20 protein-coding genes are annotated in these 22,006 nt (G+C 72.6%); 9 read left to right on the forward strand and 11 right to left on the reverse strand.

Annotation, left to right across the window (positions count from 1 at the left end):
• Positions 1-50: 50 nt before the first annotated feature.
• Positions 51-287, reverse strand: coding sequence for a ferredoxin (locus ACFZAM_RS18595; RefSeq protein WP_355345411.1), 237 nt, complete (start codon positions 285-287; stop codon positions 51-53).
• On the reverse strand, positions 287-1,828 hold the full coding sequence (locus ACFZAM_RS18600; RefSeq protein WP_391047305.1) for an aldehyde dehydrogenase family protein: 1,542 nt from the start codon (positions 1,826-1,828) through the stop codon (positions 287-289). Before ACFZAM_RS18600 ends, ACFZAM_RS18595 begins: the two co-directional genes overlap by 1 nt.
• Before the next feature lie 132 nt (positions 1,829-1,960).
• On the opposite strand from ACFZAM_RS18600, the gene ACFZAM_RS18605 reads away from it, so the two are divergent.
• Positions 1,961-3,001 (forward strand): MBL fold metallo-hydrolase, encoded by a 1,041-nt coding sequence (locus ACFZAM_RS18605; RefSeq protein ID WP_391047308.1) that lies wholly within the window; start codon positions 1,961-1,963, stop codon positions 2,999-3,001.
• A 29-nt stretch (positions 3,002-3,030) separates the two neighbouring features.
• Positions 3,031-3,306 carry a hypothetical protein gene (locus tag ACFZAM_RS18610; protein WP_391047311.1) on the forward strand — a complete coding sequence of 92 codons (276 nt, stop codon included), beginning with the start codon at positions 3,031-3,033 and terminating at the stop codon, positions 3,304-3,306.
• A 30-nt stretch (positions 3,307-3,336) separates the two neighbouring features.
• On the opposite strand, the gene ACFZAM_RS18615 is transcribed toward ACFZAM_RS18610, so the two are convergent.
• Complete coding sequence (locus tag ACFZAM_RS18615; RefSeq protein ID WP_355345423.1) at positions 3,337-4,506, reverse strand: steroid 3-ketoacyl-CoA thiolase; 1,170 nt, start codon at positions 4,504-4,506, stop codon at positions 3,337-3,339.
• A gap of 222 nt (positions 4,507-4,728) precedes the next feature.
• Here ACFZAM_RS18615 and ACFZAM_RS18620 point away from each other — a divergent pair, with 222 nt between their 5' ends.
• Positions 4,729-5,976 carry a cytochrome P450 gene (locus ACFZAM_RS18620; protein ID WP_355345426.1) on the forward strand — a complete coding sequence of 416 codons (1,248 nt, stop codon included), beginning with the start codon at positions 4,729-4,731 and terminating at the stop codon, positions 5,974-5,976.
• An 88-nt stretch (positions 5,977-6,064) separates the two neighbouring features.
• Here ACFZAM_RS18620 and ACFZAM_RS18625 read toward each other — a convergent pair whose 3' ends face one another.
• The 3 genes from ACFZAM_RS18625 to ACFZAM_RS18635 all read right to left on the reverse strand — a co-directional run bounded on the left by ACFZAM_RS18625 (position 6,065) and on the right by ACFZAM_RS18635 (position 10,158).
• Entirely contained in the window at positions 6,065-7,129 is a 1,065-nt protein-coding gene (locus tag ACFZAM_RS18625; protein WP_391047314.1) for a hypothetical protein, read from the reverse strand.
• Positions 7,130-7,228: 99 nt separating this feature from the next.
• Entirely contained in the window at positions 7,229-7,981 is a 753-nt protein-coding gene (locus ACFZAM_RS18630; RefSeq protein WP_355345432.1) for a hypothetical protein, read from the reverse strand.
• 110 nt (positions 7,982-8,091) lie between these two features.
• The gene (locus ACFZAM_RS18635; protein ID WP_391047316.1) at positions 8,092-10,158 is read right to left on the reverse strand and encodes a DHA2 family efflux MFS transporter permease subunit; all 2,067 of its coding nucleotides are present in this window, start codon (positions 10,156-10,158) and stop codon (positions 8,092-8,094) included.
• A 183-nt stretch (positions 10,159-10,341) separates the two neighbouring features.
• Here ACFZAM_RS18635 and ACFZAM_RS18640 point away from each other — a divergent pair, with 183 nt between their 5' ends.
• The 3 genes from ACFZAM_RS18640 to ACFZAM_RS18650 all read left to right on the forward strand — a co-directional run bounded on the left by ACFZAM_RS18640 (position 10,342) and on the right by ACFZAM_RS18650 (position 13,500).
• The gene (locus tag ACFZAM_RS18640; protein ID WP_391047319.1) at positions 10,342-11,508 is read left to right on the forward strand and encodes a peptidoglycan-binding protein; all 1,167 of its coding nucleotides are present in this window, start codon (positions 10,342-10,344) and stop codon (positions 11,506-11,508) included.
• A 653-nt stretch (positions 11,509-12,161) separates the two neighbouring features.
• Complete coding sequence (locus ACFZAM_RS18645; protein ID WP_391047321.1) at positions 12,162-12,740, forward strand: hypothetical protein; 579 nt, start codon at positions 12,162-12,164, stop codon at positions 12,738-12,740.
• Between the two features lie 109 nt (positions 12,741-12,849).
• Positions 12,850-13,500, forward strand: coding sequence for an HAD-IA family hydrolase (locus ACFZAM_RS18650; RefSeq protein ID WP_355349995.1), 651 nt, complete (start codon positions 12,850-12,852; stop codon positions 13,498-13,500).
• Between the two features lie 146 nt (positions 13,501-13,646).
• Here ACFZAM_RS18650 and ACFZAM_RS18655 read toward each other — a convergent pair whose 3' ends face one another.
• Positions 13,647-14,228: a TMEM165/GDT1 family protein gene (locus ACFZAM_RS18655; protein WP_355349992.1), complete on the reverse strand. Its 582-nt coding sequence runs from the start codon at positions 14,226-14,228 to the stop codon at positions 13,647-13,649.
• A gap of 314 nt (positions 14,229-14,542) precedes the next feature.
• Complete coding sequence (locus ACFZAM_RS18660; RefSeq protein ID WP_355350004.1) at positions 14,543-15,316, reverse strand: ABC transporter permease; 774 nt, start codon at positions 15,314-15,316, stop codon at positions 14,543-14,545.
• 401 nt (positions 15,317-15,717) lie between these two features.
• Between ACFZAM_RS18660 and ACFZAM_RS18665 the strand changes: the two genes are divergently transcribed.
• The gene (locus ACFZAM_RS18665) at positions 15,718-16,398 is read left to right on the forward strand and encodes a VTT domain-containing protein (RefSeq protein WP_355349989.1); all 681 of its coding nucleotides are present in this window, start codon (positions 15,718-15,720) and stop codon (positions 16,396-16,398) included.
• Between the two features lie 78 nt (positions 16,399-16,476).
• On the opposite strand, the gene ACFZAM_RS18670 is transcribed toward ACFZAM_RS18665, so the two are convergent.
• The gene (locus ACFZAM_RS18670) at positions 16,477-16,662 is read right to left on the reverse strand and encodes a hypothetical protein (RefSeq protein ID WP_188285091.1); all 186 of its coding nucleotides are present in this window, start codon (positions 16,660-16,662) and stop codon (positions 16,477-16,479) included.
• A gap of 267 nt (positions 16,663-16,929) precedes the next feature.
• On the opposite strand from ACFZAM_RS18670, the gene ACFZAM_RS18675 reads away from it, so the two are divergent.
• Positions 16,930-18,351 carry a family 2B encapsulin nanocompartment shell protein gene (locus ACFZAM_RS18675; RefSeq protein ID WP_355349985.1) on the forward strand — a complete coding sequence of 474 codons (1,422 nt, stop codon included), beginning with the start codon at positions 16,930-16,932 and terminating at the stop codon, positions 18,349-18,351.
• A gap of 137 nt (positions 18,352-18,488) precedes the next feature.
• Here ACFZAM_RS18675 and ACFZAM_RS18680 read toward each other — a convergent pair whose 3' ends face one another.
• A complete protein-coding gene (locus ACFZAM_RS18680) occupies positions 18,489-19,247 on the reverse strand; it encodes a DUF4239 domain-containing protein (protein WP_391047327.1) in 759 nt (252 codons plus the stop codon).
• A gap of 106 nt (positions 19,248-19,353) precedes the next feature.
• Here ACFZAM_RS18680 and ACFZAM_RS18685 point away from each other — a divergent pair, with 106 nt between their 5' ends.
• Positions 19,354-19,587, forward strand: coding sequence for a hypothetical protein (locus tag ACFZAM_RS18685; RefSeq protein WP_355349979.1), 234 nt, complete (start codon positions 19,354-19,356; stop codon positions 19,585-19,587).
• 1,118 nt (positions 19,588-20,705) lie between these two features.
• On the opposite strand, the gene ACFZAM_RS18690 is transcribed toward ACFZAM_RS18685, so the two are convergent.
• Positions 20,706-21,992, reverse strand: coding sequence for a histidine kinase (locus ACFZAM_RS18690; protein WP_391047331.1), 1,287 nt, complete (start codon positions 21,990-21,992; stop codon positions 20,706-20,708).
• Positions 21,993-22,006: the final 14 nt, after the last annotated feature.

Here is a 22,006-nt window from a genome sequence, read left to right on the forward strand (position 1 = left end):
GCCCGGCCGGGTGATTCCGGCCGGGCGGGCTGTTCACACCGTCCGTCCGGTCACTCCTCCGGCGGGAAGACCGGCTCTCCCGACCCCTGCACGGTCAGGGTGATGGCCTCCACCGGGCAGCTCTCGGCCGCCGCGAGGAGGCCCTCCGAGGCGTCCGCCTCCGCCTCCACCGCGCGGGACTGGCGGGGCACGCCGCCCAGCACGAAGGCGCCGGGGGCGCCGATCGCGCACAGTCCCGAGCCGATGCAGACGGAGCGGTCCACGTCCACGTGCCAGCGGTCGCCCATCAGTCGGTGCCGCCCGCCGCGCCGCCCGCCGTGCCCGCTGCCCCGGCGGCCTCCCGCGCCGGGGCGGCCGGGTAGTCGGCCGGGAGGTGGATCATCTTGTGCTCCAGGTACTCGCTGAACCCCTCGGGCCCGAACTCCCGCCCGAGACCTGAGTCCTTGTAGCCGCCGAAGGGGCCGAGCATGTCGAGGCTGAAGGTGTTGACGGAGTACGTGCCGGTACGCACCTGGCGCGCGATGTCGATGCCGTGCTCGGTGTCGGAGGTCCACACGCTGCCGGACAGGCCGTAGTCGGAGTCGTTGGCGATGCGTACGGCGTCGGCCTCGTCGTCGTACGGCAGCAGGCAGATCACCGGGCCGAAGATCTCCTCGCGGGCGATCCGCATCCCCGGCGCGACGTCGCCGAACAGCGTCGGCTCGACGTACCAGCCGGTGTCCAGGCCGCTCGGCCGGCCGCCGCCGGTCAGCACCTTGGCGCCCTCGCGCTGGCCGATCGCGATGTAGTCCAGGGAGCGCTGCCGCTGGCGTTCCGCGACCAGCGGGCCGACCTCGGTGGCCGGGTCCAGCGGGTCGCCGACCACCAGCGCGGAGGCCGCCGCCGCCAGCCGCTCGGCGATCTCGTCGTAGTGGGTACGGGGGGCCAGGACGCGGGTCTGGGCCACGCACGCCTGGCCGTTGTTCATCCACGCGTTGGGCACGATCCCGGCGACGGCCGCCGTCAGGTCCGCGTCCGGCAGGATCACGGCCGCCGACTTGCCGCCCAACTCCAGTGTCACGCGCGTGAGATGGCGCGCGGCCACCTCCATCACCCGCTTGCCCGCCGCGACCGAGCCGGTGAACGACACCTTGTCCACGCCGGGGTGGCCGACCAGGTACTCGCTGACGTCGCGTCCGGCGGGCACGATGTTCAGCACCCCGTCCGGCAGCCCGGCCTCCCGCGCGATCTCCGCCAGCAGGTAGGCGTCGAGCGGCGACTCCGGCGACGGCTTGAGCACCGCCGTGCACCCGGCGAGCAGCGCGGGCCCGAGCTTCGCCGCCGCCGTGAACTGCGGTACGTTCCACGGCACCACGGCCGCGACGACGCCGACCGGCTCGCGCCGTACCAGGATCGGCCCGAGCGCTCCGGCCCGCCGCTCCTCGTAACGGAAGTCGCGCGCCACGGTGATCGCGGCGTCCCAGACCATCATCGCGCCGAGCGCCTGGGCCAGGACGCTCCAGGAGACCGGTGAGCCGTTCTCCCGGCTGATCAGCCGGGCTATCTCCTCGTGCCTGACCAGGACGGCGTCCTTGATCCGGCCGACGACCTCGATCCGTTCCGCCAACGTCGAGCGGGGCCAGGGCCCTTCGTCGAACGCGGTGCGGGCCGCCGCCACCGCCCGGTCCACATCCGCCCGCGACGCGTGCGGCACCCGTCCGAACACCCGCTCCGTGTGCGGCGACACGACCTCGATCGTCCCCCCGTCCCCCGCCGGATCGACGAACGCCCCTCCGATGAACAGCTTTCCGTGCTCGATGAAGTCGGAACCAGGACCGGGATCGTTCATCGCTGTCGCCTCCGCCGCTCTCGCTGTCTCCGCTCGAACCATTTCTGACGCTCAGTCAGAACTGATACCAGTTCTCGTTATAGTGGGCAATGGACGCGGCACGCCCGGCGGCGGCCGGAGAGGAGCCATCCCATGGCGGACCACGGCACGGCTGGCCGGCGGGAGGACCGGGGTCGGGTGGTCGACCACGGCGGCGGGGTGTGGAGCGTGCCGGTGCCGATTCCCGACAACCCGCTCGGGTACACGCTGGTGCACCTGCTCGACACCGACGACGGTCCGGTGCTGGTGGACAGCGGGTGGGACCATCCGGACTCGTTCGCGGCGCTGAAGCGCGGGCTGCGGGAGGCGGGCACGTCGGTGGGTGACGTCCTGGGAGTGCTGGTGACGCACCACCATCCCGACCACCACGGGCTGAGCGCGCGGGTGCGGGAGGCGTCGGGGGCGTGGATCGCGATGCACGCGGCCGACATCGACGTGGTGCGGCGCACGCGGGAGGCCGAGCCGGGTGTGTGGGTGGAGTACCTGCTGGCGCGGCTGGCGGCGGCGGGCGCGCCCGAGGAGCACCTGGCGCCGCTGCGCGAGTACGGCGGGCAGGCGCTGCCGGGACGGCCGCCCGCGCTGCCGGACCGCGAGATCGTCCCCGGCGAGCCGCTGCCGCTGGCGGGCCGCCGGCTGCGCGCGGTGTGGACGCCAGGACACACGCCGGGGCACGTCTGCCTGTATCTGGAGGAGAGCCGCCGGCTGTTCTCCGGTGACCACCTCCTGCCGGAGATCTCGCCGCACATCGGCCTGTACGAGGACCCGGACGCCGTCGTCGAGACCGACCCGCTCGGCGACTACCTCGACTCGCTCGAACGCATCGCCCGCCTGGCCCCCGCCCAGGTGCTCCCGGCGCACCAGTACGCCTTCGCGGGCGCGGCCGGCCGGGTCGGCGAGCTCCTGGAGCACCACGCCGCGCGCCTGGCCGAGCTCCTCGCCCTCATCACCCCCGGCCCCCGCACCCCCTGGCAGCTCGCCGAGGCGCTGCCCTGGAACCGTCCCTGGTCGCGCATCCCCGCGTCCTCGCGGACCATCGCCGTCTCCGAGACCGAGGCGCATCTGCGGCGGCTGACCAAGGCGGGGCGCGCCGAGCCCGTGCCGGGGTCCGACCCGGTGACGTACCGGGCCGTATAGCGCGGCACCGGGACGTTAGGGTGTTCCTCATGCTCCTGCGCCGCCGCGCCACCACCGTGGCCACCGTCGCCGTCCTGGCACTGGCCGCCCTGACGGCGGCGCCGTCCGCCGTCGCCGCGTCGCCCGACACGCGGTCGCGCGTGACGGCGGCGAGCGCGACGGCCTCGCCCAGCCCGACCGGCGACACGAAGAAGGACGGCGGATCGGCGGGCACCAGTACGTGGCTGATCGTCAGCATCTTCTTCGTCGCGAGCGTCGGCGTGGGCTTCCTGCTCAGCGGCCGCAAGGGCCGCAGGCAGCGCTGACCCCCGCGCGGGGCTCGTCCGGGCGGTGCTTCACAGCCGCTGGATGATCGTGCCCGTGGCGAGCGCGCCGCCCGCGCACATCGTGATCAGGGCGAACTCCTTGTCGGCGCGCTCCAGTTCGTGCAGCGCGGTGGTGATCAGCCGGGCGCCGGTGGCGCCGACGGGGTGGCCGAGCGCGATGGCGCCGCCGTTGACGTTGACCTTTTCGAGGTCCTGGTCGAAGACCTGGGCCCAGGACAGGACGACGGAGGCGAAGGCTTCGTTGATCTCCACGACGTCGATGTCCCGCAGCGTCATCCCGGCCTTGCCGAGGACGGCGCGAGTGGCGTCGACGGGTCCGTCGAGGTGGAAGTGCGGGTCGGAGCCGACCAGGGCCTGGGCGACGATCCGGGCGCGGGGGCGCAGGTGCAGGGCGCGGGCCATCTTCTTGGAGGCCCACATCACGGCGGAGGCGCCGTCGGAGATCTGCGAGGAGTTCCCCGCGGTGTGGACGGCGGTGGGCATGACGGGCTTGAGCCCGGCGAGCCCGTCCATGGTGGTGTCGCGCGGGCCCTGGTCGCGGTCGACCAGCCGCCACATGCCGAGCCCGGCGTGCTGCTCGTCCTCGGTGGTGGGCACCTGGACGGCGAAGGTCTCGCGCTTGAAGCGCTCCTCGGCCCAGGCGCGGGCGGCGCGTTCCTGCGAGATGAGGCCGAGCCGGTCGACGTGCTCGCGGGTGAGTCCGCGGCGGCGGGCGATCCGTTCGGCGGCCTCGAACTGGTTGGGCAGGTCGACGTTCCACTCGTCGGGGAACGGCTTGCCGGGCCCGTGCTTGGAGCCGCTGCCCAGCGGCACCCGCGACATGGCCTCGACTCCGCAGCCGATGCCGATGTCGATGACGCCCGCGGCGACCATGTTGGCCACCATGTGGTTGGCCTGCTGCGAGGACCCGCACTGGCAGTCGACGGTGGTCGCGGCGGTCTCGTAGGGCAGGCCGACGGCGAGCCAGGCGTTGCGCGCGGGGTTCATGGACTGTTCCCCGGCGTGGGTGACGGTGCCGCCGACGATCTGCTCGACGGCGTCGGCCTGGATGCCGGTGCGGCCGAGCAGTTCGCGGTAGGTCTCGCCGAGCAGATAGGCGGGGTGGAGGTTGGCGAGCGCGCCGCCGCGCTTGCCGATCGGGGTGCGTACGGCTTCGACGATGACGGGTTCAGCGGCCATGAAGCTCGTCCTCTTCTCAACTAAACTAGTACGCGTTCTAGTTCTTCCCGCAGTCTTATTACCCGCGGTACGGCGCGCGCAAGAGTCGCGCACGGCCCACGTCGTTCCCGTACGTGATCCACACGCCCGCGGCCCTTGCGACTTGTGGAACTCGTTACTACCTTCGGTCGTATATCTGATGGACCGTCAGACAACTTATGACACGTCAGACCTGGAGTGCCGATGCCCTGTCCCGCGCTTCCCGAAGGCTTCGACTTCACCGATCCGGACGTCTACCAGGACCGCGTCCCCCTCCCGGAACTGGCCGAACTCCGGCGGACCGCCCCGGTGTGGTGGAACGCCCAGCCGCACAACACCGCGGGTTTCGGAGACGACGGCTACTGGGTGGTGACCCGGCACGCGGACGTCAAGGCGGTGTCGACCAACCCGGAGGTCTTCTCCTCGTACACCAACACCGCGATCATCCGCTTCAACGACCGGATCAGCCGCGACCAGATCGACGTGCAGCGCTTCATCATGCTCAACATGGACCCGCCCGAGCACACCCGGCTGCGGCAGATCGTCCAGCGCGGCTTCACCCCGCGGGCGATACGGGCCCTGGAGGACGCGCTGCGGGCCCGCGCCCAGCGGATCGTGACCGGCGCGGCGGAGGCGGGCCGGGGGAACTTCGTCACCGACGTCGCGTGCGAACTCCCGCTCCAGGCCATCGCCGAACTCATCGGCGTGCCGCAGGACGACCGGCTCAAGCTCTTCGACTGGTCGAACAAGATGGCCGCGTACGACGACCCGGAACTCGCCATCACCGAGGAGATCGGCGCCGAGTCGGCGATGGAGCTGATCTCCTACGCGATGAACATGGCCGCCGCCCGCAAGCAGTGCCCGGCCGCCGACATCGTCAGCAAACTCGTCGCCGCGTCCGACGAAGGCAGCCTGACCTCCGACGAGTTCGGCTTCTTCGTGCTCGTGCTGACCGTCGCGGGCAACGAGACGACGCGCAACGCCATCACCCACGGCATGCACGCGTTCCTGACCCACCCCGAGCAGTGGGAACTGTTCAAGGAGCGGCGCCCGGACACGACATCGGACGAGATCGTCCGCTGGGCCACCCCGATCGTGTCCTTCCAGCGCACCGCCACCCGGGACACCGAACTCGGCGGCGCGAAGATCAAGGCGGGCGACCGGGTGGGGATGTTCTACTCCTCCGCCAACAACGACCCCGAAGTCTTCGACGGCCCGGGCACGTTCGACATCCTGCGCGATCCCAACCCGCACCTCGGGTACGGCGGCGGGGGCCCGCACTACTGCCTCGGCGCGAATCTCGCCAAGCTGGAGATCAACCTGATGTTCAACGCCATCGCCGACAATCTGCCGGACATCCGGCTGCTCGGCGACCCGCGGCGGCTGCGCTCGGCGTGGATCAACGGGGTCAAGGAACTGCGAGTCGACTACGGGGGCCCTCACCGTAGGTGAGAGCCCCCGTCCGTCCGCTGTCGTCAGCCGTCGGCCGCGCGCCTGCGCCCGCGCGCGGTCCGGTCCGGCTCCGGCTCCGGCTCCGGCGTCAGATGCCGGTCGTCAGCAACTGCCGTGTCATGTCGCGGTACTTGGTGAGCGCGATCCGCAACTCCTCGGTCCCGGTGCCGTCGCTTCCGTCGTCACCGTGCCACGACCCGCGCAGCGCGGTGCGCCGCTCCTCCAGCAACCGGGTCAGCCGCGCCGCGGCCTCGTCCAGTACGGCGTCCGCCTCGCGCACGGCGCGCTTCGGGTCGTCCACGAAGCCGCCGACCGCGCGGTCCATCCGTCGGCTCAGCCGGTCCACTTCCTCGGCCCCGCCGTCGGCCGCTCCGGACGTGCTGTCCGTCGCGGTCGTGGACGTGTCCGTGTGTGCGGACGTGTCCGTACGTGCGGACTCAGGCGTGGAGGTGTCCGTACGTATGGACGCGGGCGTGGACGTGTCCGTACGCGTGGCCGTGGTCTCCGTCTCGGAGGCGGTGCCGGGCTTGGTGGCGAACGCCGAGGTCCCGGTGCCGGGACCGGACGTGCGCTCGGCCTCCGGCTCGGTCGCGGTGGTCCCGGTCGTCGACTCGGCGGGCGTACGCGGCGCCGGTACGGACGTGCTCGCGCTGGTACCCGTACCCGTGCCGGTCGTCGCCCGCCCGGTGTCGGAGCCGGAGGTCCCGGCAGCCTCAGCGGTTTCGGCGGCCTCAGCGGTCTCGGAGGACTTGGAGGCCCCCGAGGTCCAACGGGCCGACGTGCCCGAGCCGGTGGAGGAAGCCGCTTCGGGCTCCTTCTCCCGCTGTTCGGAGAACTCGGACCTGTCCAGTCTGCCGGGCCGGTCGGTCCCGGACGACGCCTTGGAGGCGGCCCGGCTCCCGGTGCCGGTCTCGGCCTTGTCGGCCTCGGACTCGGACCCGGTCCCAGTGCCGGTCCCGCTCCCGGTCCCGTACGTGGTCGTCCGGGTCTTGCCGGACCCGATCCTGTCCGTGCCGTTGCGCTCCGTGCCGGTCCGGTCGGCGCTGCTGCGGTCCGTGCCGTTCCTGTCGGTGCCGGTCGCGGCCTTCTCCGCCTCGGTCTTCTCGGCCTCGGCCCGGTCGGTACCGGTCTTCTCGGTGTCGCGGTCACTCATCGCTTCATCTCCCTGTCCGTGGTCCTGCTGAGCCGACTCGTCCGGCCGGCGCAGGGTGGTGCACCCCGCTTGGGGGGTCGAGCGGCGCCCAGCCGAACGTCACAGACGTTCGTCCGCGTCGTCGTGCTCCCGCCGCCCGCCGCTAAGGGCCGCGAACCGGCCGCCGAGCGCACCGCGCCGACCGCCCGCCTTCGCGTCCTCGTCGGCCGCGGCGTCGTGCTCCACGACGGGCTCGTCGGCCTCGTCAGCCCGCTCCGTGGTGTTCTTCGTTCCGCGCGCGCTCTCGGTCATCAGCTCGTCGAAGAGCCCTCGCGCGCCCAGCAGCGCCTTGCGCAGGTCTTCCGTGGACTGCCGCTTCTGCGGCGCCGCGGAACCGGGGGCCCCTACGGAGTCGACCAGCGTGTGGGCCTGGCGGTAACCGTGCACCGCGTGCGGGTGGTGGACGGACAGCGCGTCGAAGTGCTCCGGCTCCCGCGCGGCCGGGAAGCCCCGGTCGGCGGCGATCTCGCCGATCAGCGCGTCGGCTTGGCCGACCGCCGCGACGGGCTCGTCCACGAACCGCGCCTGGAGCGCGGTCCAAGCGGCGGTGTACCGCTCCCGCTCCTGCTCGGAGACGGGTCGCAGTTCGAGGTCGCCGTGGCGCTTGACCCGCTCGGCGAGTTCCGCCCGGGTGGCCTTCACATCGCCGTCGTGCCGTTCGAGCACGCGGTCGTACTCGGGTCCGAAGCGATGCTTCAGCCGCGCTCCCGAACCCACACCTCCCGTACCGTCGCCCCTCATCACCAGGGTCGCGATCAGCGCCAGGACAATCAGCGCCACTACGACGATGGCTACAGTCGCTCCGGTGGACATGGCGTGCCTCCCGTTCCTACGGGTCGTCAGACAGTGACGTTCTCTCCCTGCTCGGCTTGCCACTGCCAGGCACCGCAAACGGACGGCTTCAGGACGACGGGCTCGAACCCTCAGGCCGGAGGCGTACGGCCGGCCGCCGGCTGGTGCCGCGTACGGCCCTCGGGGCGGTCCCCGTCGCCGCCGCACAGTTCGCCGCTCAGCTTCGTGACCAGGGCGGCCAGGTCGGCGTGGGCGGCCGGGTCCCAGTCGCCGAGCAGATCGGCGAGGACCGTGCGCCGCGCCTCGGTCAGGCGTCCGGCCAGCGCGTGTCCGGACGCGGTGAGGACCAGCGGACCGCCGTCGCGTACGGCGAAGCCGCGGGACAGCGACTCGTCGGCCGCCGCCTCGATGACCTCGGCGGGCACGGTGGTACGGGCGGCCAGCTCGACCGGGTCGCCCTCGCCGTCGTGGGCCAGCCGCAACAGCAGCCAGCTCGTGGCGGGGTGGATGTCGAGCCCGGCCAGACCGGTGATCCGGGTGTAGAGGTCGCGGCGGGCTTCCCGGCTGCCGAGCAGCGAAAGGCAGCGGGCGATCTCGTCGAGCGAGGACCGCTCCACCGGGTTGGTGCCGAGCGTCTCGCTGGCGTCCGGCACGGTCACCGTGCCCCGCAGCGGCTGCTCCTTGAGCAGCCACGCCAGCAGGAAGCCGACCAGCACGATCGGCACCGCCCACAGGAAGACGGTGGTGATCGAGTTCGAATACGCGTGCAGCACGGGCCCCTTGACGGCCGCGGGCAGCTTGCCGACCGCCGTCGGGTCGGCCTGGAACTGCGCCGGATTGACCCCGGCGGGCAGCGACTTGCCCGCGAAGGCCGATGTCAGCTCGTCGGAGAGGCGGTTGGCGAAGATCGTGCCGAACAGCGAGACGCCGAAGGACGCGCCGATGGAGCGGAAGAAGGTGGCGCCCGAGGTGGCCGAGCCCAGGTCCTCGTACCCGACGGCGTTCTGCACGGCCAGCACCAGCACCTGCATCACCAGGCCGAGACCGAGGCCGAAGACCAGGAAGTACAGGCTCATCACCCAGGTGCTGGTCGTCTCGTCCAGGGTGTGCAGCAGGACGAGTCCGACGGCGATGACGCCGGTGCCCGCGATCGGGAAGACCTTGTAGTGGCCGGTGCGGCTGACGATCTGTCCCGACACCGTGGACGACAGCAGCATGCCGATCACCATCGGGATCATGTGCACGCCGGACAGCGTGGGCGAGAAGCCGTGCACGACCTGGAGGAAGGTCGGCAGGAACGTCATCGCGCCGAACATCGCGAAGCCGATGATGAAGGAGATCACCGAGCAGAGCAGGAACGTACGGTTGCGGAACAGCTTCGGCGGCAGCACCGGCTCCTGCGCGCGGCGCTCGATCGCCACGAACAGCGCGATGAGGACGACTCCGGCGACCGCGAGGCCGATGATCCCGGCCGAACTCCACGCCCAGGTGGTGCCGCCGAGCGAGGTCATCAGCACCAGGCAGGTCGCCGCTGCGGCGATCACCGCCATGCCGAGGTAGTCGATCCGGTGCGCCGTACGGCGGACCGGGATGTGCAGCACCGCGGCGATCACGGCGAGCGCGATGATCCCGATGGGGAGGTTGATGTAGAACACCCAGCGCCAGGAGAGCTGCTCGGTGAACACCCCGCCCAGCAGCGGCCCGAGGACGCTCGCCGCGCCGAACACCCCGCCGAACACGCCCTGGTAGCGACCGCGGTCGCGCGGCGGCACGATGTCGCCGACGATGGCCATCGACAGCACGATCAACCCGCCGCCGCCCAGGCCCTGGAGGGCCCGGAAGGCGATCAACTCGCCCATGTTCTGGGCGATTCCGCAGAGCACGGAGCCGATCAGGAAGATCACGATGACGGTCTGGAAGAGCCGCTTCCTGCCGTACATGTCGCCGAGCTTGCCCCACAGCGGGGTGGCCGCGGTCGACGCCAGCAGATAGGCCGTCACCACCCACGACAAGTGGTCGATGCCGCCCAGTTCGCTGACGATCGTGGGCAGCGCGGTGGACACGATGGTCTGGTCGAGGGCGGCCAGCAGCATGCCGAGCGCCAGGGCGCTGATCGCGATCCGCACCGCTCGCTTGTCCTGGTGCTGCCCCGGCTCTGCCGCCGCCGGGCCCGCGGCGGTCGTGGTGTCCTGGGCCATGGAACGGCTCCTCGCGTCATCCCCCGACGGTCGGAACCTTATATTCCCACCATTTGTACGACTTTGGCCTCCGATACTCGCCCACTTGTGCGGTCAGCGGGCTGCGCTCGCCGCCGGAGGTCGGCATAATCGGCACGTCTTTGCGAATATGCGAAATGCGAACGACGGCCGGGAGGGGAACCAGTGGCGCCGCAGCCGGACGCTGCCCGCGAGGTGGACGCCGAGGCGTCCTCGGCGGGGATACCGGTCGTGCCCGGGGTGCCGCACGCTTCGCCCGAGGTGACCGCCCCGCGGCCGCCGACGCCGCCGCCGAGCGAGCTGGTGCCGCCGGGGGCCCTGGTCACCTGGGACGACTCGGCCGAGCTGGGCCCGCCCGGCCTCCCCGGCGAGCAGGACGAGGGCGGGGAGACGCGGGCGGCGGAGCGTTCCGCCGCGCGGGCCGCCGCGCTCGCCGCCACCGAGGGCTTCCACCCGCTGCGGATGCGCCCCTACGTCGCCGAGCCGGACGGCGAGGCGGGCGAGACGACCGTACGGCCACTGCTGGCGCCCGGCGACGGCGGTCCCGAGACCGCCGATGTCGGGCTGTTCGCCGCGCTGTACTCCGGCGTGGAGTACGCGCCGCGGGGGGACGCCGAGGCCGGGACCCCGGCCGCGTTCGCCGGGGCGGCGGCCGGGACCGGGCTGTACCAGGACCGGGGCAGGCACCGGCGCCGCAGACGGGGCCTGGTGGTGGCCGCGGCCGCGGTCGCCGCCTCCGCGCTGGCCGCGGGCGCCGTCGCCGTCACCGGACAGGTCATGGGCGACGAGCCGCGCACCGACCGGGCGCTGCCGCCGGACCGGACGTCCTCGATGCCGGACGTCGAGCTGCCGACGGAGTCCACCGCCGTCGTGGGCACCGTGGCCGTCGGCGCCCCGCGCCACACGCCCGCGCCGACCACGACCTCCGCCGCGCCGGTGGTGCCCGAGACCGCCACGGCGCCGCCGTCCCCATCTACGACGGCTCCCGCCGCCACCGGCTCCACGCCGTCGGCCCCCGCCGCGCCCGCCACGACCGGCTCCACGCCGTCCGCCCCCACCGCGCCGGCCGACCCGGCCCCCACCACGCCCCCCGTCACCCCGACCTCCCCCGCCTCCAAGATCCTCCAGCTCGGCGACACCGGCGCCGCCGTCTCCGATCTCCAGCAGCGGCTCCGCGACGTGTGGGTCTACCACGGCCACGTCAACGGCTCCTACGACCAAGGGGTTCGCGAGGCCGTCGCCATGTTCCAGATCTGGTACGGCGTCCGCGGCGACCCCATCGGCGTCTACGGCCCCCAAACCCGCACCACCCTCGAACACCAAACCAGCTAGCGCCGCTTTCCGAAAGTCGGGCGCCCCCGCAAGACCCCGGGCTCCGCCCCGACGCTCCCGCACGACACCACCCGCCCCAGCGTGTGCGCCGCGCTGGCGCAGGGCCTGCTTTTCAGGGGCGCGGGACTGTGTTTAATCTGCGGCTGCCGCCGCGTGGGCGCGCCCAGCCACGACGCTCCCGCACGACACCACCCGCCCCAGCGGGGCAATCCAGTTGTCCCCGGACCACCGGCCGGTGGGGGCTGGCCGCGCCGTTCCCCGCGCCCCTGACGGGGCGCACCTCTTTCGCCCAGGCTGCGGGAGGACCTGGTTTTTAGGGGCGCGGGGAACTGCGCGACAAGCCACGACGCTCCCGCACGTCACCACCCGCCCCAGCGGGGCAGACCGGGTGTCCCCGGACCACCGGCCGGTGGTGGGTTACCCGCGCCGTTCCCCGCGCCCCTGACGGGGCGCACCGCCTTTCGCCCGGACGGCGAGCCGATCTTCAAAGGGGCGCGGGGAACTGCGCCACCAGCCACGACGCTCCCGCACGACACCACCCGCCCCAGCGGGGCAGACCGGTTGTCCCCGGACCACCGGCCGGTGGTGGGTTACCCGCGCAGGCTCCCGCGGGCGGCGCCCCGCCGGGAGGGTGGAGGTTCTAGGGTCGAGGGATGGTCACGCAGGCGTTCGGGGTCGCGGAGTTCCAGCTGGTGCTGCTGCGAAGAATGGCGGACCACCAACCGGAATTGGTGGACGAGGCGCTCCGGTCGCTGGGAGCGACACACGCCCAGGCACGCGAGGCGCACAAGAGGTGGCAGGCGAGAGTCCACTCGCGCACGTTCCCGACCGATGAGCGGAGGTACAGGACGGCGCTGGGCCCCCCGGAGACGGAGGAGGAGCGGCGGATCGGCGACCTGACGTGCCGGGCCCTGCGCTGGCCGACGCCCCTGTGGCCGGACCTGAGATTCGAGGTGCTGTGCGCACCGGGCGGCGGCTCGGCGGTGTGGAACGAGTGGCTCGTACGGGCCCCGGAAGCGCCCGCGCCAAGGCTGCGGGAGGTGGCCGACCTGACGCCGTGGTCGTGCACGGTGGACGACGCGGCCAGGGCCTTCCCGCCCGCGGAACCGCTGCCGCCGGACGCGCCGAGCCGTACCCGCGTGGCGCTGACACCGCCCGGCGGCGGCGCGAGGGTGGTCGCGCACTTCACATGGGGCCTGTTGCAGTACGTGGACCAGGGGGACTGGCGCTGAGCGCCCCACTTTTGTACCGTGAGGGAACAAAGTGGTTCCGCCCGCTTCCCTGACCGGCGGGCGGAACCACGTTGCCGTTGATCACCGATGTGCCGAGGAGCCCCAGAACATGCCCGTCCTCTCCGCGAAAGCCCTGCTGCTGGACATGGACGGAACGCTGGTGAATTCGGACGCCGTCGTGGAGCGCTGCTGGCGCGCCTGGGCCGGCCGCCACGGCCTGGACGCCGACGCGGTGCTGAAGGTCGTGCACGGCCGCCAGGGCCACGCGACGATGGCCGTCCTGCTCCCCGACCGCCCGATGGCAGAGAACTACGCGGAGAACGCGCTGATGCTCGCCGAGGAGACCGCCGACACCGACGGTGTCGTGCAGGTGCCCGGTGCCACCGCCTTCCTGGCCTCGCTCGACGGCCGCCCGCACGCGCTGGTGACCTCGGCGAGCGAGGAACTGGCCACGACCAGGATGGCCGCCGCGGGCCTGCCGCTGCCGCCCGTCATGGTGACCGCGGAGCGGGTGAGCGCGAGCAAGCCGGACCCCGAGGGCTTTCTGAAGGGCGCGGCGGAGCTGGGCTTCGCGCCCGAGGACTGCGTGGTGTTCGAGGACGCCGAGGTCGGCATCGCGGCGGCGCGGGCCGCCGGAATGCGCGTGATCGGCGTCGGCCCGCGCGCCGCGGTCCACGCGCCCACCGCGCACGTCGACTCACTGGAGCGGGTGCGGGTCGAGGCCGTCGCGGACGGCGGCCTCCGTATCGTCGTCGACTGAGACGTACGGACGCGACGTACGGACAGGACGCACAGCCGAGACGCACGCACGCACGAGCCGTAGGGCCGTACGGGGCCGCGTGAAAACGAACGGGCCGGACCCTCTTCAGGGTCCGGCCCGCCGTGCCGTACGGACCCGCGGAATCGTCAGCCCGCGGCGGCTTCGTACAGGCTGAATCCGGCGAGCACCACCATCACAGCTGCCGCGATCTTCGTGATCAGCGCCAGCGGCACCCGCTTCATGAGCAGCCGCCCGCCGAAGATGCCCAGGGCCGCGACCGCCCACAGGCCGAGGACGGCGCCGATGCCGACCGAGACCGGGTCGTCGTAGCGGGCGGCGAGGTTGGCGGTCATGATCTGCGTGAGGTCACCGAATTCGGCGACCAGGATGAGCATGAAGCCGGTGCCCGAGACCTTCCAGAAGCTCTGGTTGGCGGGCTCGCGCACCTCCTCCTCGTCGTCGCCCTTGGAGAAGAGCAGCATGGCCGCGCCGCCGAGGAAGAGCAGTCCGACCACGCCCTGGACCCAGCGGTGCGGCAGCAGGGTGAGCAGACTGCCCGCGGCGATGGCGAGGGCGACGTGGACGACGAAGGCGGCGGCGACGCCCACGAAGACGTACGAGGCGCGGTAGCGGGTGCCGAGCATGAGCCCGGCGAGCGCGGTCTTGTCGGGGAGTTCGGCAAGGAAGATCACGCCGAAGACGACGGCGATGACGGTCAGGCTGAGCACGGGGTCTGGTCCTCAATCGGTCGGGCGCCGCACCGAGAGATCCAGGGGAACGTCAAGCCGTATCTGAGATCGCTTCGGCACGGCAGCGTCGGAACACTGCGGCCGAAGGTCTCGCTGGCGGGCTGTACGCGCATCGCGCGGCACATCCGCCTCCGGGCGCCGGCTCAGAACAGCGAACTGCGGCTGAACTGAGCAGTATGTCGACGGTCCGGCGAAGAGCTACTCCCCTTCTGCTCCGACGAGTCTACGCGACGCCCGAACGGGGTACCGCACCGCGAGGTCGCGGGGCCAGGTCCCCCGGCCCGAAGGCCCGGTCACAGGGCCGGAACGCGGGTGATGCGGCCCCGCGCGACCAGTTCCAGGACGACGGAGACCGCGACCGCCTGGACGGCCATCAGCGCGATGAGGACGAAGAACTGCACGGCACCGGCCGACACGGGGCTCGCGCCGCCCAGCAGCATGCCCACGAAGGCGCCGGGCAGGGTCACCAGGCCCACCGTCCTGGTCTGGTCGAGTCCGGGGACCAGCGCCCCGGAGGCCGCCGGTCTGGCGATCTCCAGGCGCGCGTCGCGGTCGGAGAAGCCCAGCGCCATCGCGGCCTCCACCTCGCCCGCGCGCAGCTTCAGCTCCTCCAGGGCGCGCCGCCCGCCGAGCACGGTGGCGGTGAGCGCGCCGCCGATGAGGATTCCGGCCACGGGGATGAGCGCGATCCCGTCGATCGGCACCAGACCGGTCAGCACGAGCACGACGACCACCGGCAGCGCGCCCGCCGCGACGGGCACCGCGGCCCACCACCAGGTGCGGTTGCGGGTGATCCGGCGCCCCGCGGTCCGCGACGCGACCGCGAACATCAGCGCCACGAAGCCCAGCAGCGCCGCCTGGTGCTTGACGACCCAGCCGATGAGGGCGGCGACCACCGCGAGCTGTACGGCCGCCCTGAGGCCCGCCAGGGCGATGCCGCGCGCGTAGTTGTCGTGCTCGTCGGCGAGCCTGGCGTACGCGGCGACCCCGGCGGCCGCCACGAGCAGCGCGGCGAGAACGAAGCCGAGGGTCTTGTCGACCGGCAGCAGGGAGGAATTCGAGGCCAGCGACGTGGACAGCGTCTCGTGGGTGGACACTGGAGGAGCGGGTGCGGAAGCCACAGCGTCACTGTAGGCGGGCGCCCGCCCGGCGCCCCCGCCGATTCCCGCGCGGATCGTACGGATTTCCGATCAGTTCTCTGATCAGCGATGAACGGTCCCGGCGGAAAGTATTCTCGTAGTGATGTCTACTACGTCACGTGCCCTCGCCGGTTCCGGCGGTGCCCCTTGGCGTACGCTGTACGGCTGACGGTGGATGAAGATCTTCGACCACCGGACAGCACCCCTTCAGGACCCGGTTCGACGAGGCGGAACGCCGACGGAGAGCCGGACAGCACGGCAAGTACGAGGTGCCCGGCATCAGACGGGCGCTCCACGGGTACGAATTCGGCCAAGGACGAGGAGGCGCGGTGCTGCAAGGCCTGGGCTCCCTTTTCGACTGGCCCTGGATCTACGTGCTCGTGGCGAGTTCCGTGATCCTCGACGTCTTCGTGCCGGTGCTGCCGAGCGGTGTGCTGGTGATCAGTGCCGCCACCGCCGGGACCGCCAGCTCACGCGACGACATGCTCGACGTCTTCGCGCTGCTGGTGTGCGCCGCCGTCGCGTCCTGCCTCGGCGACCTGCTGGCGTACCGGCTGGCCTTCCGCGGCGGGGACTGGTTCGACCGGAGAGTGGCGTCCTCGCGGCGCCTGGCGGGCGCGCACGAACGGCTCGGACAGGTACTGCACCAGGGCGGCGGCGCCCTGGTGATCCTCGCCCGCTTCGCACCGGCCGGCCGCAGTGTGGTCAGCCTGGGCGCGGGCGCCGCCCGCCGCAGCCCGCGCGAGTTCCTGCCCTGGTCGGCGCTGGCCGGGGTCGCCTGGGCGACGTACAGCGTCGGACTCGGCTGGATCGGCGGCAAGTGGCTGGGCGCGAGCTGGCTCGGCACCCTGATGTCGTTCGTCGCGCTGCTGGGCGCCGGCGCCTTCGCCGCGTACGTCTTCCGCCGGGAGCGCCGCAGCGCGCTGGCCGCGGCGCTGGCCGCCGTGCCGCTCACCATCCCGCCGCAGGTGACGCCCCCGGACCGCGGCTCGGTCGTCGAGGCGCTGTAGCCGCCGCGGCCTCCGCGAGCGGTGGTTCCTGACCGCCGCGTGGCCGCCGCCTCACCTCGGGTGCGGTCCCGCACCCGGTCAGCGGCGACGACGCCGTCTGCTGGGGACCGCCCAGCCCGATCCGACGCCCGCCAGGTGCAGTGCGACGAAGACCAGTCCCGCGAGCAGCAGACTGATCGGCGTGAAGCCCGCGTCCGTGCTCGTGCTCGTGGCGTTGATGATGTACGCGATGGCGAAGATGACTGCCCCGATTGCGGCGAACATCCCGGACCTCCTGTAAGCCGGCCCTCGGGGCCGGCGGTGCTCGTGCGGTGCGGCGGCGCCGGGTGGCGTCCCCACCCACCGGTTGCCCCCGAACTCCCCCCTGACGCACACGGGTTCGAGCGCGCGCGGGGTCGCGCGCCCTGTGCGCCCCACCAAAAGCCGCGATCCGGATTTTCGGAAAGTATTCTCACTCGTTTCGGCAATAGGCAGCACTCTGCGTCACGGAAAGAATGAGGCCGTATCACCCGCTTACGGGAAGGACAGCACATGTCGGTTGATGCGGGCCAGGACACCGCACTCGGCAATCCGCACGACGACCAGGCGCGTACGAGTCTGGACACGTCGGCCGCCAGGAATCTGGCGACGACCACCAAGTCCGCCCCGCAGATGCAGGGCATTTCCTCCCGGTGGCTGCTGCGCGTACTGCCCTGGGTGCAGGTCAACGCGGGCACGTACCGGGTGAACCGCCGGCTGAGCTACTCGGTCGGCGACGGGCGCGTGACCTTCGTGAAGACGGGGTCCGAGGTCCGGGTGATCCCGCAGGAGCTGGGCGAGCTGGCCGCACTGCGATCGTTCAACGACGTCGGCGCGCTGACCGCGCTGGCGGACCGTTTCGTCCAGCGTGAATTCGCGCCGGGCGAGGTCATCGCCGAAGCCGGGACGCCCGCGGACACCGTCTATCTGCTGGCGCACGGCAAGGTCGAGAAGCTCGGCGAGGGGTCGTACGGCGAGCCGACCCGGCTCGGAGTCCTCGCAGACGGCGACCACTTCGGCGACCAGGCGCTGCTCGGCGCCGACGGCGAGTGGGAGTACACGGCCCGCGCGGCCACCGTCACCACGGTGCTGGCCCTGCCCCGGCAGGAGCTCGAACCGCTGCTCGGACAGTCAGAGGCGCTGCGCACACACCTGGAGGCGCACCGCGCGATCCCGCGGCAGCGGGTCAACAAGCGCGGTGAGGCCGCGATCGAGCTGGCGTCGGGCCACAAGGGCGAGGAAGCGCTGCCCGGCACCTACGTCGACTACGAGGTCAAGCCGCGCGAGTACGAGCTGAGCGTCGCCCAGACCGTGCTGCGCGTCCACAGCCGTGTCGCGGACCTCTACAACGAGCCGATGAACCAGACCGAGCAGCAACTCAAGCTCACCGTCGAGGCGTTGCGCGAGCGCCAGGAACACGAGCTGATCAACAACCCCGAGTTCGGGCTGCTGCACAACGCGGACTACGACCAGCGCATCCAGCCGCACGCGGGCCCGCCGCTCCCCGACGACCTCGACGAGCTGCTCAGCAGGCGCCGCGGCACCAAGTTCTTCCTCGCCCACCCGCGGGCCATCGCCGCCTTCGGCCGCGAGTGCACCAGGGCGGGCCTCTACCCCGACCCGGTGGAGGTGCACGGCCACACCGTTCCCGGCTGGCGCGGTGTGCCCATCCTGAGCTGCAACAAGATCCCGGTCAGCACCGCTCGTACCAGCGCGATCATCGCGGTCCGCAGCGGCGAGGACAATCAGGGCGTCATCGGTCTCAACCAGACCGGGCTGCCCGACGAGTACGAGCCGGGGCTCAACGTCCGTTTCATGGGTATCGACGACAAGGCGATCATCAGCTACCTCGTCAGCACGTACTTCTCCGCGGCCGTCCTGGTGCCCGACGCGCTCGGCATCCTGGAGAACGTGAACGTGTCCAACTGGCGCTGACCGCACGGCGGTTCTCCTGAAAGCGGCTCCCCTGCCCGGCCTGGCAGGGGAGCCGCTTCGTTGTGTCCGCCGGGCGCGTTCCCAGCCGCGTCCGCCGGTCGCGTTCCCGGCCGTGCCCACCGGGGCGCGCGCCCTGGTCAGCGGCGCAGTACGAGGTCCCGGAAGACGTCGGCGGAGACGGCGAGTCCGCCGCCGAAGGGATCGTCGAGGTCCCAGATCAGGAACAGCAGGAAGGCGATGAGCGCGCTGAACAGACCGGCGAGCAGCAACTCCTTCGGTGAGCGCCGGATCTGGAGGGTGAAGATCAGTCCGACCGTCACCAGCGCGCCGGTGATCAGGCCGAACCACACCATCCCCGGCATCGTCGCGCCCACGCTCTGGCTGCGCGACGTGCGGGCCTCGTCGACGGCGGCGACCTCGTCGACCAGCGGCTGGTACGCCTGGGCGCCGAGGTCGGACGTGGGCGCGTACTGCGAGACGTCCTTGCGGAGCGTGTCGAGCAACGCGTTGCCCCGCGGCTCCAGTTCGCCGTGGTTCTTCATGTACGGCCACTCCTTGTCGGCCACGAACGCCGCGTAGGCGTTCACGTCCGCGCGGATCCGGTCGCGTACGTCAACGGGATACACCTGCGCCCGCGCGCTCACCTCGTGCAACGCCTGTGCCTCGGCGAGGACTTCGGCCTGTGCCCCGCTCCTCCCCTCCCAGACACCGGCGATGGCCAGACCGAGCACGATCGCGTAGACCACGCCGATCATCATGACCATGTACTCGATGACGTCGGGTGTCTCCGACGGATCGTCGTCCTCGTGGACCTTGCGCGTACGCAGGACGACCACGCCGAGGACCACAGCGCAGACCGCGGCCATCGCGATCACCAGCGCCAACCACTGCGACATGCGGAAATCCCCCTTGTTTCACGTTCAGTTGTTCCTGCTGCGACCGGAGTTGGAGCCGGAGGAGCCGGGCCGCAGGACGGCGACGGCCAGCACGGCGGGCACGGTGGTGAGCATCATCGTGATCATCAGCGACCGGCGGTGCTCCTTCGGCGCCGCGACCGGCGCCGGCGCCTTCTCCGGCCAGTGCACCGCCACCGGGGCGGCGGGCGGCGCGGGTTGGGACCGCGGCACCGGCGCGGGAGCCGGTACGGGTGCGGCGGTGGGTACGGGCTGCGGTACGGGTGCGGGCGCCGGGGGCTTCGGCGCGGGTCTGGGACGTGGCGTCACCGCCGCTTTCTGACTCGGCGTGGGAGTCGGGGTCGGAGTGGGTGTCGGCGTGGGCGTGGGGGTCGGAGTCGGGGTCGGTGTCGGTGTGGGCGTGGGCGTGGGCGTAGGAGTCGGTGTGGGGGTGGGAGTCGGCGTGGGGGTCGGTGTCGGGGTCGGGCACGGCTTCGGATGGTGGTGGTGGCGGTGGCGGTGGCAGAGCCACGTCCAGGGCCACTGGTCCGGCCAGTACCCGCACCAGGGCACATACGGGTCGGGGTGGTGGTAACCGGGCCCGTGATGATCGGGCCGGTGCCGTCCGGGGTCGTGGTCCGCGGGGTCGTGGTGCCCGGGGTCAGGGTGATCCGGGTCAGCGTGGTCCGGGCCGTGATGACCGGGGTCGTGCCGTACGGGCTCGTGGTGCGTCGGCTGGTGCCGTACGGGCTCGTGGCGGTCGGGCACACGGCTGGGCGCGGGCGAGGTCGTCGGCGGGGCCGTGGGCTCGGGATCGGTCCTGTGGGTGGGAACAGACGTGGGCGCGGCCGTACGCGTCGGTTCGGGCGCGGGCGCGGGTGTGGTCGTGGGAGCGGGATTGGGTGTGGGTGCCCGGGTGGGCGGGGATGTGGGACCGGGATCGGGCCGGGAGGGCCGCGTCCGTGTCGGTGCGGGTGTGGGTGTCGACGTCCGGGTCGGTTCCGGACCGGGCGACGCGCGGTGCGACGGCGCGGGCGACGGGGCCTCGGACGGTACGGGCGACGCGTGGTGCGACGGGTGACGGGACGGCTCGGCGGGGCATGACTCCGCTCTGCCGTGGCCCGCTCCCGCCGGGCACCGCGCGCGCGGCTCGGCCGAGGCCACCGCGCCGAGTCCCCACGATCCTGCCGCCATCGTCACGACAAGCAGCGCCGTCCAACCGCGGACGCGCCTCCCCCTAGAAGTGGTCACCCTTCATGGTCAGCATGCGCGCGGCACGTGCCGACGCTTCCCGCGACCGTTCCCCCAAAGGAGTAACGAAGGCGTCAAACCCTCGATTTTCCGCGCGAATCAGCGCCGCCCGCACCGGCCGCCGCGCGGGCGTGACCGGGCCCGACTCGCAGCGGTTGAGGACCAGTTGGGAGCGGTCGCGGGTGCCGGTCCCCCGCGCGGCGGGGCGCGTCAGGCGGGGTCGTGCGGTGCGGCGGCCCCGTCCGTACACGCGTCCGCGCGGGGGGTCAGCGGGAGGTCGGCCGCGACCCGGAATCCGCCTCCGGCGAGGGGGCCCGCCGTCAGGGTGCCGCCGACGCTGCGGACGCGTTCGCGCATGCCGATCAGACCGAAGCCGGGGCCGAGGTCGGGCCCGTGGGCCGGGCCGTGGGCCGGGCCGTCGTGAGGGCTGTCGTGAGGGCTGTCGTGAGGGCCGAGGTGGAAGGTGGGTCCGGGGCCGGGCCGGGGACCCGAGCCGACGGCCGCCCCGCCGTCGTCGGTGATCTCGACCAGCAGCGAGCCGGGGCCGACGCGCACGGTCACCTCGGCCCGCGCCCCGGCCCCCGCGTGCCGGGTGGTGTTCGTCAGGGCCTCCTGCACGATGCGGTACGCGGCGGCCTCGACGGCGGGCGGGATGTGCGGGTCCGCGCCGCCGGAGGAAGCACCTCGCGCCGTAAGCACGTGGAGCCGGGCCCCGGCCGGGCGGGCGAGGTCCGACAGCGCGGCCAGACCGGGCAACGGCCCCTCGTCGGCGGCCCGTTCGCCGTACCGCAGCACCTCCAGCGTGGTGCGCACCTCGACGCGGGCCGCGCGGCAGGTGTCCGCGATGCCGTCCAGCGCCTTGGACACCGCCGCCCGGTCGAATTCCTCGGGCGCCACCGTCATCACGTGCGCGGCCACCGCCGTCTGCACGCCGATCAGCGTGATGCTGTGCGCGAGCAGGTCGTGCAGGTCACGGGCGATCCGCAGCCGTTCCTCCGCCACCCGCCGGGCCGCCACCTCCTCCCGCGTCCGTTCGGCGCGCTCGGCCCGCTGCGTGGTCGCGGCCACCAACTGGCGGTGCACGCGCACGGTCGCGCCCGCCACCAGCACCGCCGCGATCCAGCCCGAGGTCCGCAGCGTGTCCACCGCTCCCCCGGCGTCCGAGACCCAGTCCGCCGCCACCGTGCCGCCGACGACCACCGTCCCGATGGCCGCCGCCCGCCACACCGGGCTCGTGGCCGCCGCCGTGAACAGCAGCGTCATCGAGCCCAGCACCGGCGCCGCGTGCGGATACCCGAGCGCGTGGTACGGCCCGAGGAACGCGACCGTCACCACCAGCGCGGCCGTCGTGTGCGTCCGCCGCCACAGCAGCGGGATCTGGCAGCAGACCAGCAGCGCCCAGCCCAGCGCGTCGGGACGCGTCCCCGGCGTCAGCAGGGCCAGCGGCACCGACAGCGCCGCCAGCCCCGCCGCGAGCGCCGCGTCCTGGCGCGTCACGCGGCGCCCTCGCG

This window comes from Streptomyces sp. NPDC008079, assembly GCF_042957385.1.
Taxonomy (GTDB): Bacteria; Actinomycetota; Actinomycetes; order Streptomycetales; family Streptomycetaceae; genus Actinacidiphila.

Excerpts from the sequence above, each read along its gene's own strand:
- ACFZAM_RS18595 (WP_355345411.1), bottom strand. The coding sequence starts at position 287 with ATGGGCGACCGCTGGCACGTGGACGTGGACCGCTCCGTCTGCATCGGC.
- ACFZAM_RS18600 (WP_391047305.1), bottom strand. The coding sequence starts at position 1,828 with ATGAACGATCCCGGTCCTGGTTCCGACTTCATCGAGCACGGAAAGCTG.
- ACFZAM_RS18605 (WP_391047308.1), top strand. The coding sequence starts at position 1,961 with ATGGCGGACCACGGCACGGCTGGCCGGCGGGAGGACCGGGGTCGGGTG.
- ACFZAM_RS18610 (WP_391047311.1), top strand. The coding sequence starts at position 3,031 with ATGCTCCTGCGCCGCCGCGCCACCACCGTGGCCACCGTCGCCGTCCTG.
- ACFZAM_RS18615 (WP_355345423.1), bottom strand. The coding sequence starts at position 4,506 with ATGGCCGCTGAACCCGTCATCGTCGAAGCCGTACGCACCCCGATCGGC.
- ACFZAM_RS18620 (WP_355345426.1), top strand. The coding sequence starts at position 4,729 with ATGCCCTGTCCCGCGCTTCCCGAAGGCTTCGACTTCACCGATCCGGAC.
- ACFZAM_RS18625 (WP_391047314.1), bottom strand. The coding sequence starts at position 7,129 with ATGAGTGACCGCGACACCGAGAAGACCGGTACCGACCGGGCCGAGGCC.
- ACFZAM_RS18630 (WP_355345432.1), bottom strand. The coding sequence starts at position 7,981 with ATGTCCACCGGAGCGACTGTAGCCATCGTCGTAGTGGCGCTGATTGTC.
- ACFZAM_RS18635 (WP_391047316.1), bottom strand. The coding sequence starts at position 10,158 with ATGGCCCAGGACACCACGACCGCCGCGGGCCCGGCGGCGGCAGAGCCG.
- ACFZAM_RS18645 (WP_391047321.1), top strand. The coding sequence starts at position 12,162 with ATGGTCACGCAGGCGTTCGGGGTCGCGGAGTTCCAGCTGGTGCTGCTG.
- ACFZAM_RS18650 (WP_355349995.1), top strand. The coding sequence starts at position 12,850 with ATGCCCGTCCTCTCCGCGAAAGCCCTGCTGCTGGACATGGACGGAACG.
- ACFZAM_RS18670 (WP_188285091.1), bottom strand. The coding sequence starts at position 16,662 with ATGTTCGCCGCAATCGGGGCAGTCATCTTCGCCATCGCGTACATCATC.
- ACFZAM_RS18675 (WP_355349985.1), top strand. The coding sequence starts at position 16,930 with ATGTCGGTTGATGCGGGCCAGGACACCGCACTCGGCAATCCGCACGAC.
- ACFZAM_RS18680 (WP_391047327.1), bottom strand. The coding sequence starts at position 19,247 with ATGTCGCAGTGGTTGGCGCTGGTGATCGCGATGGCCGCGGTCTGCGCT.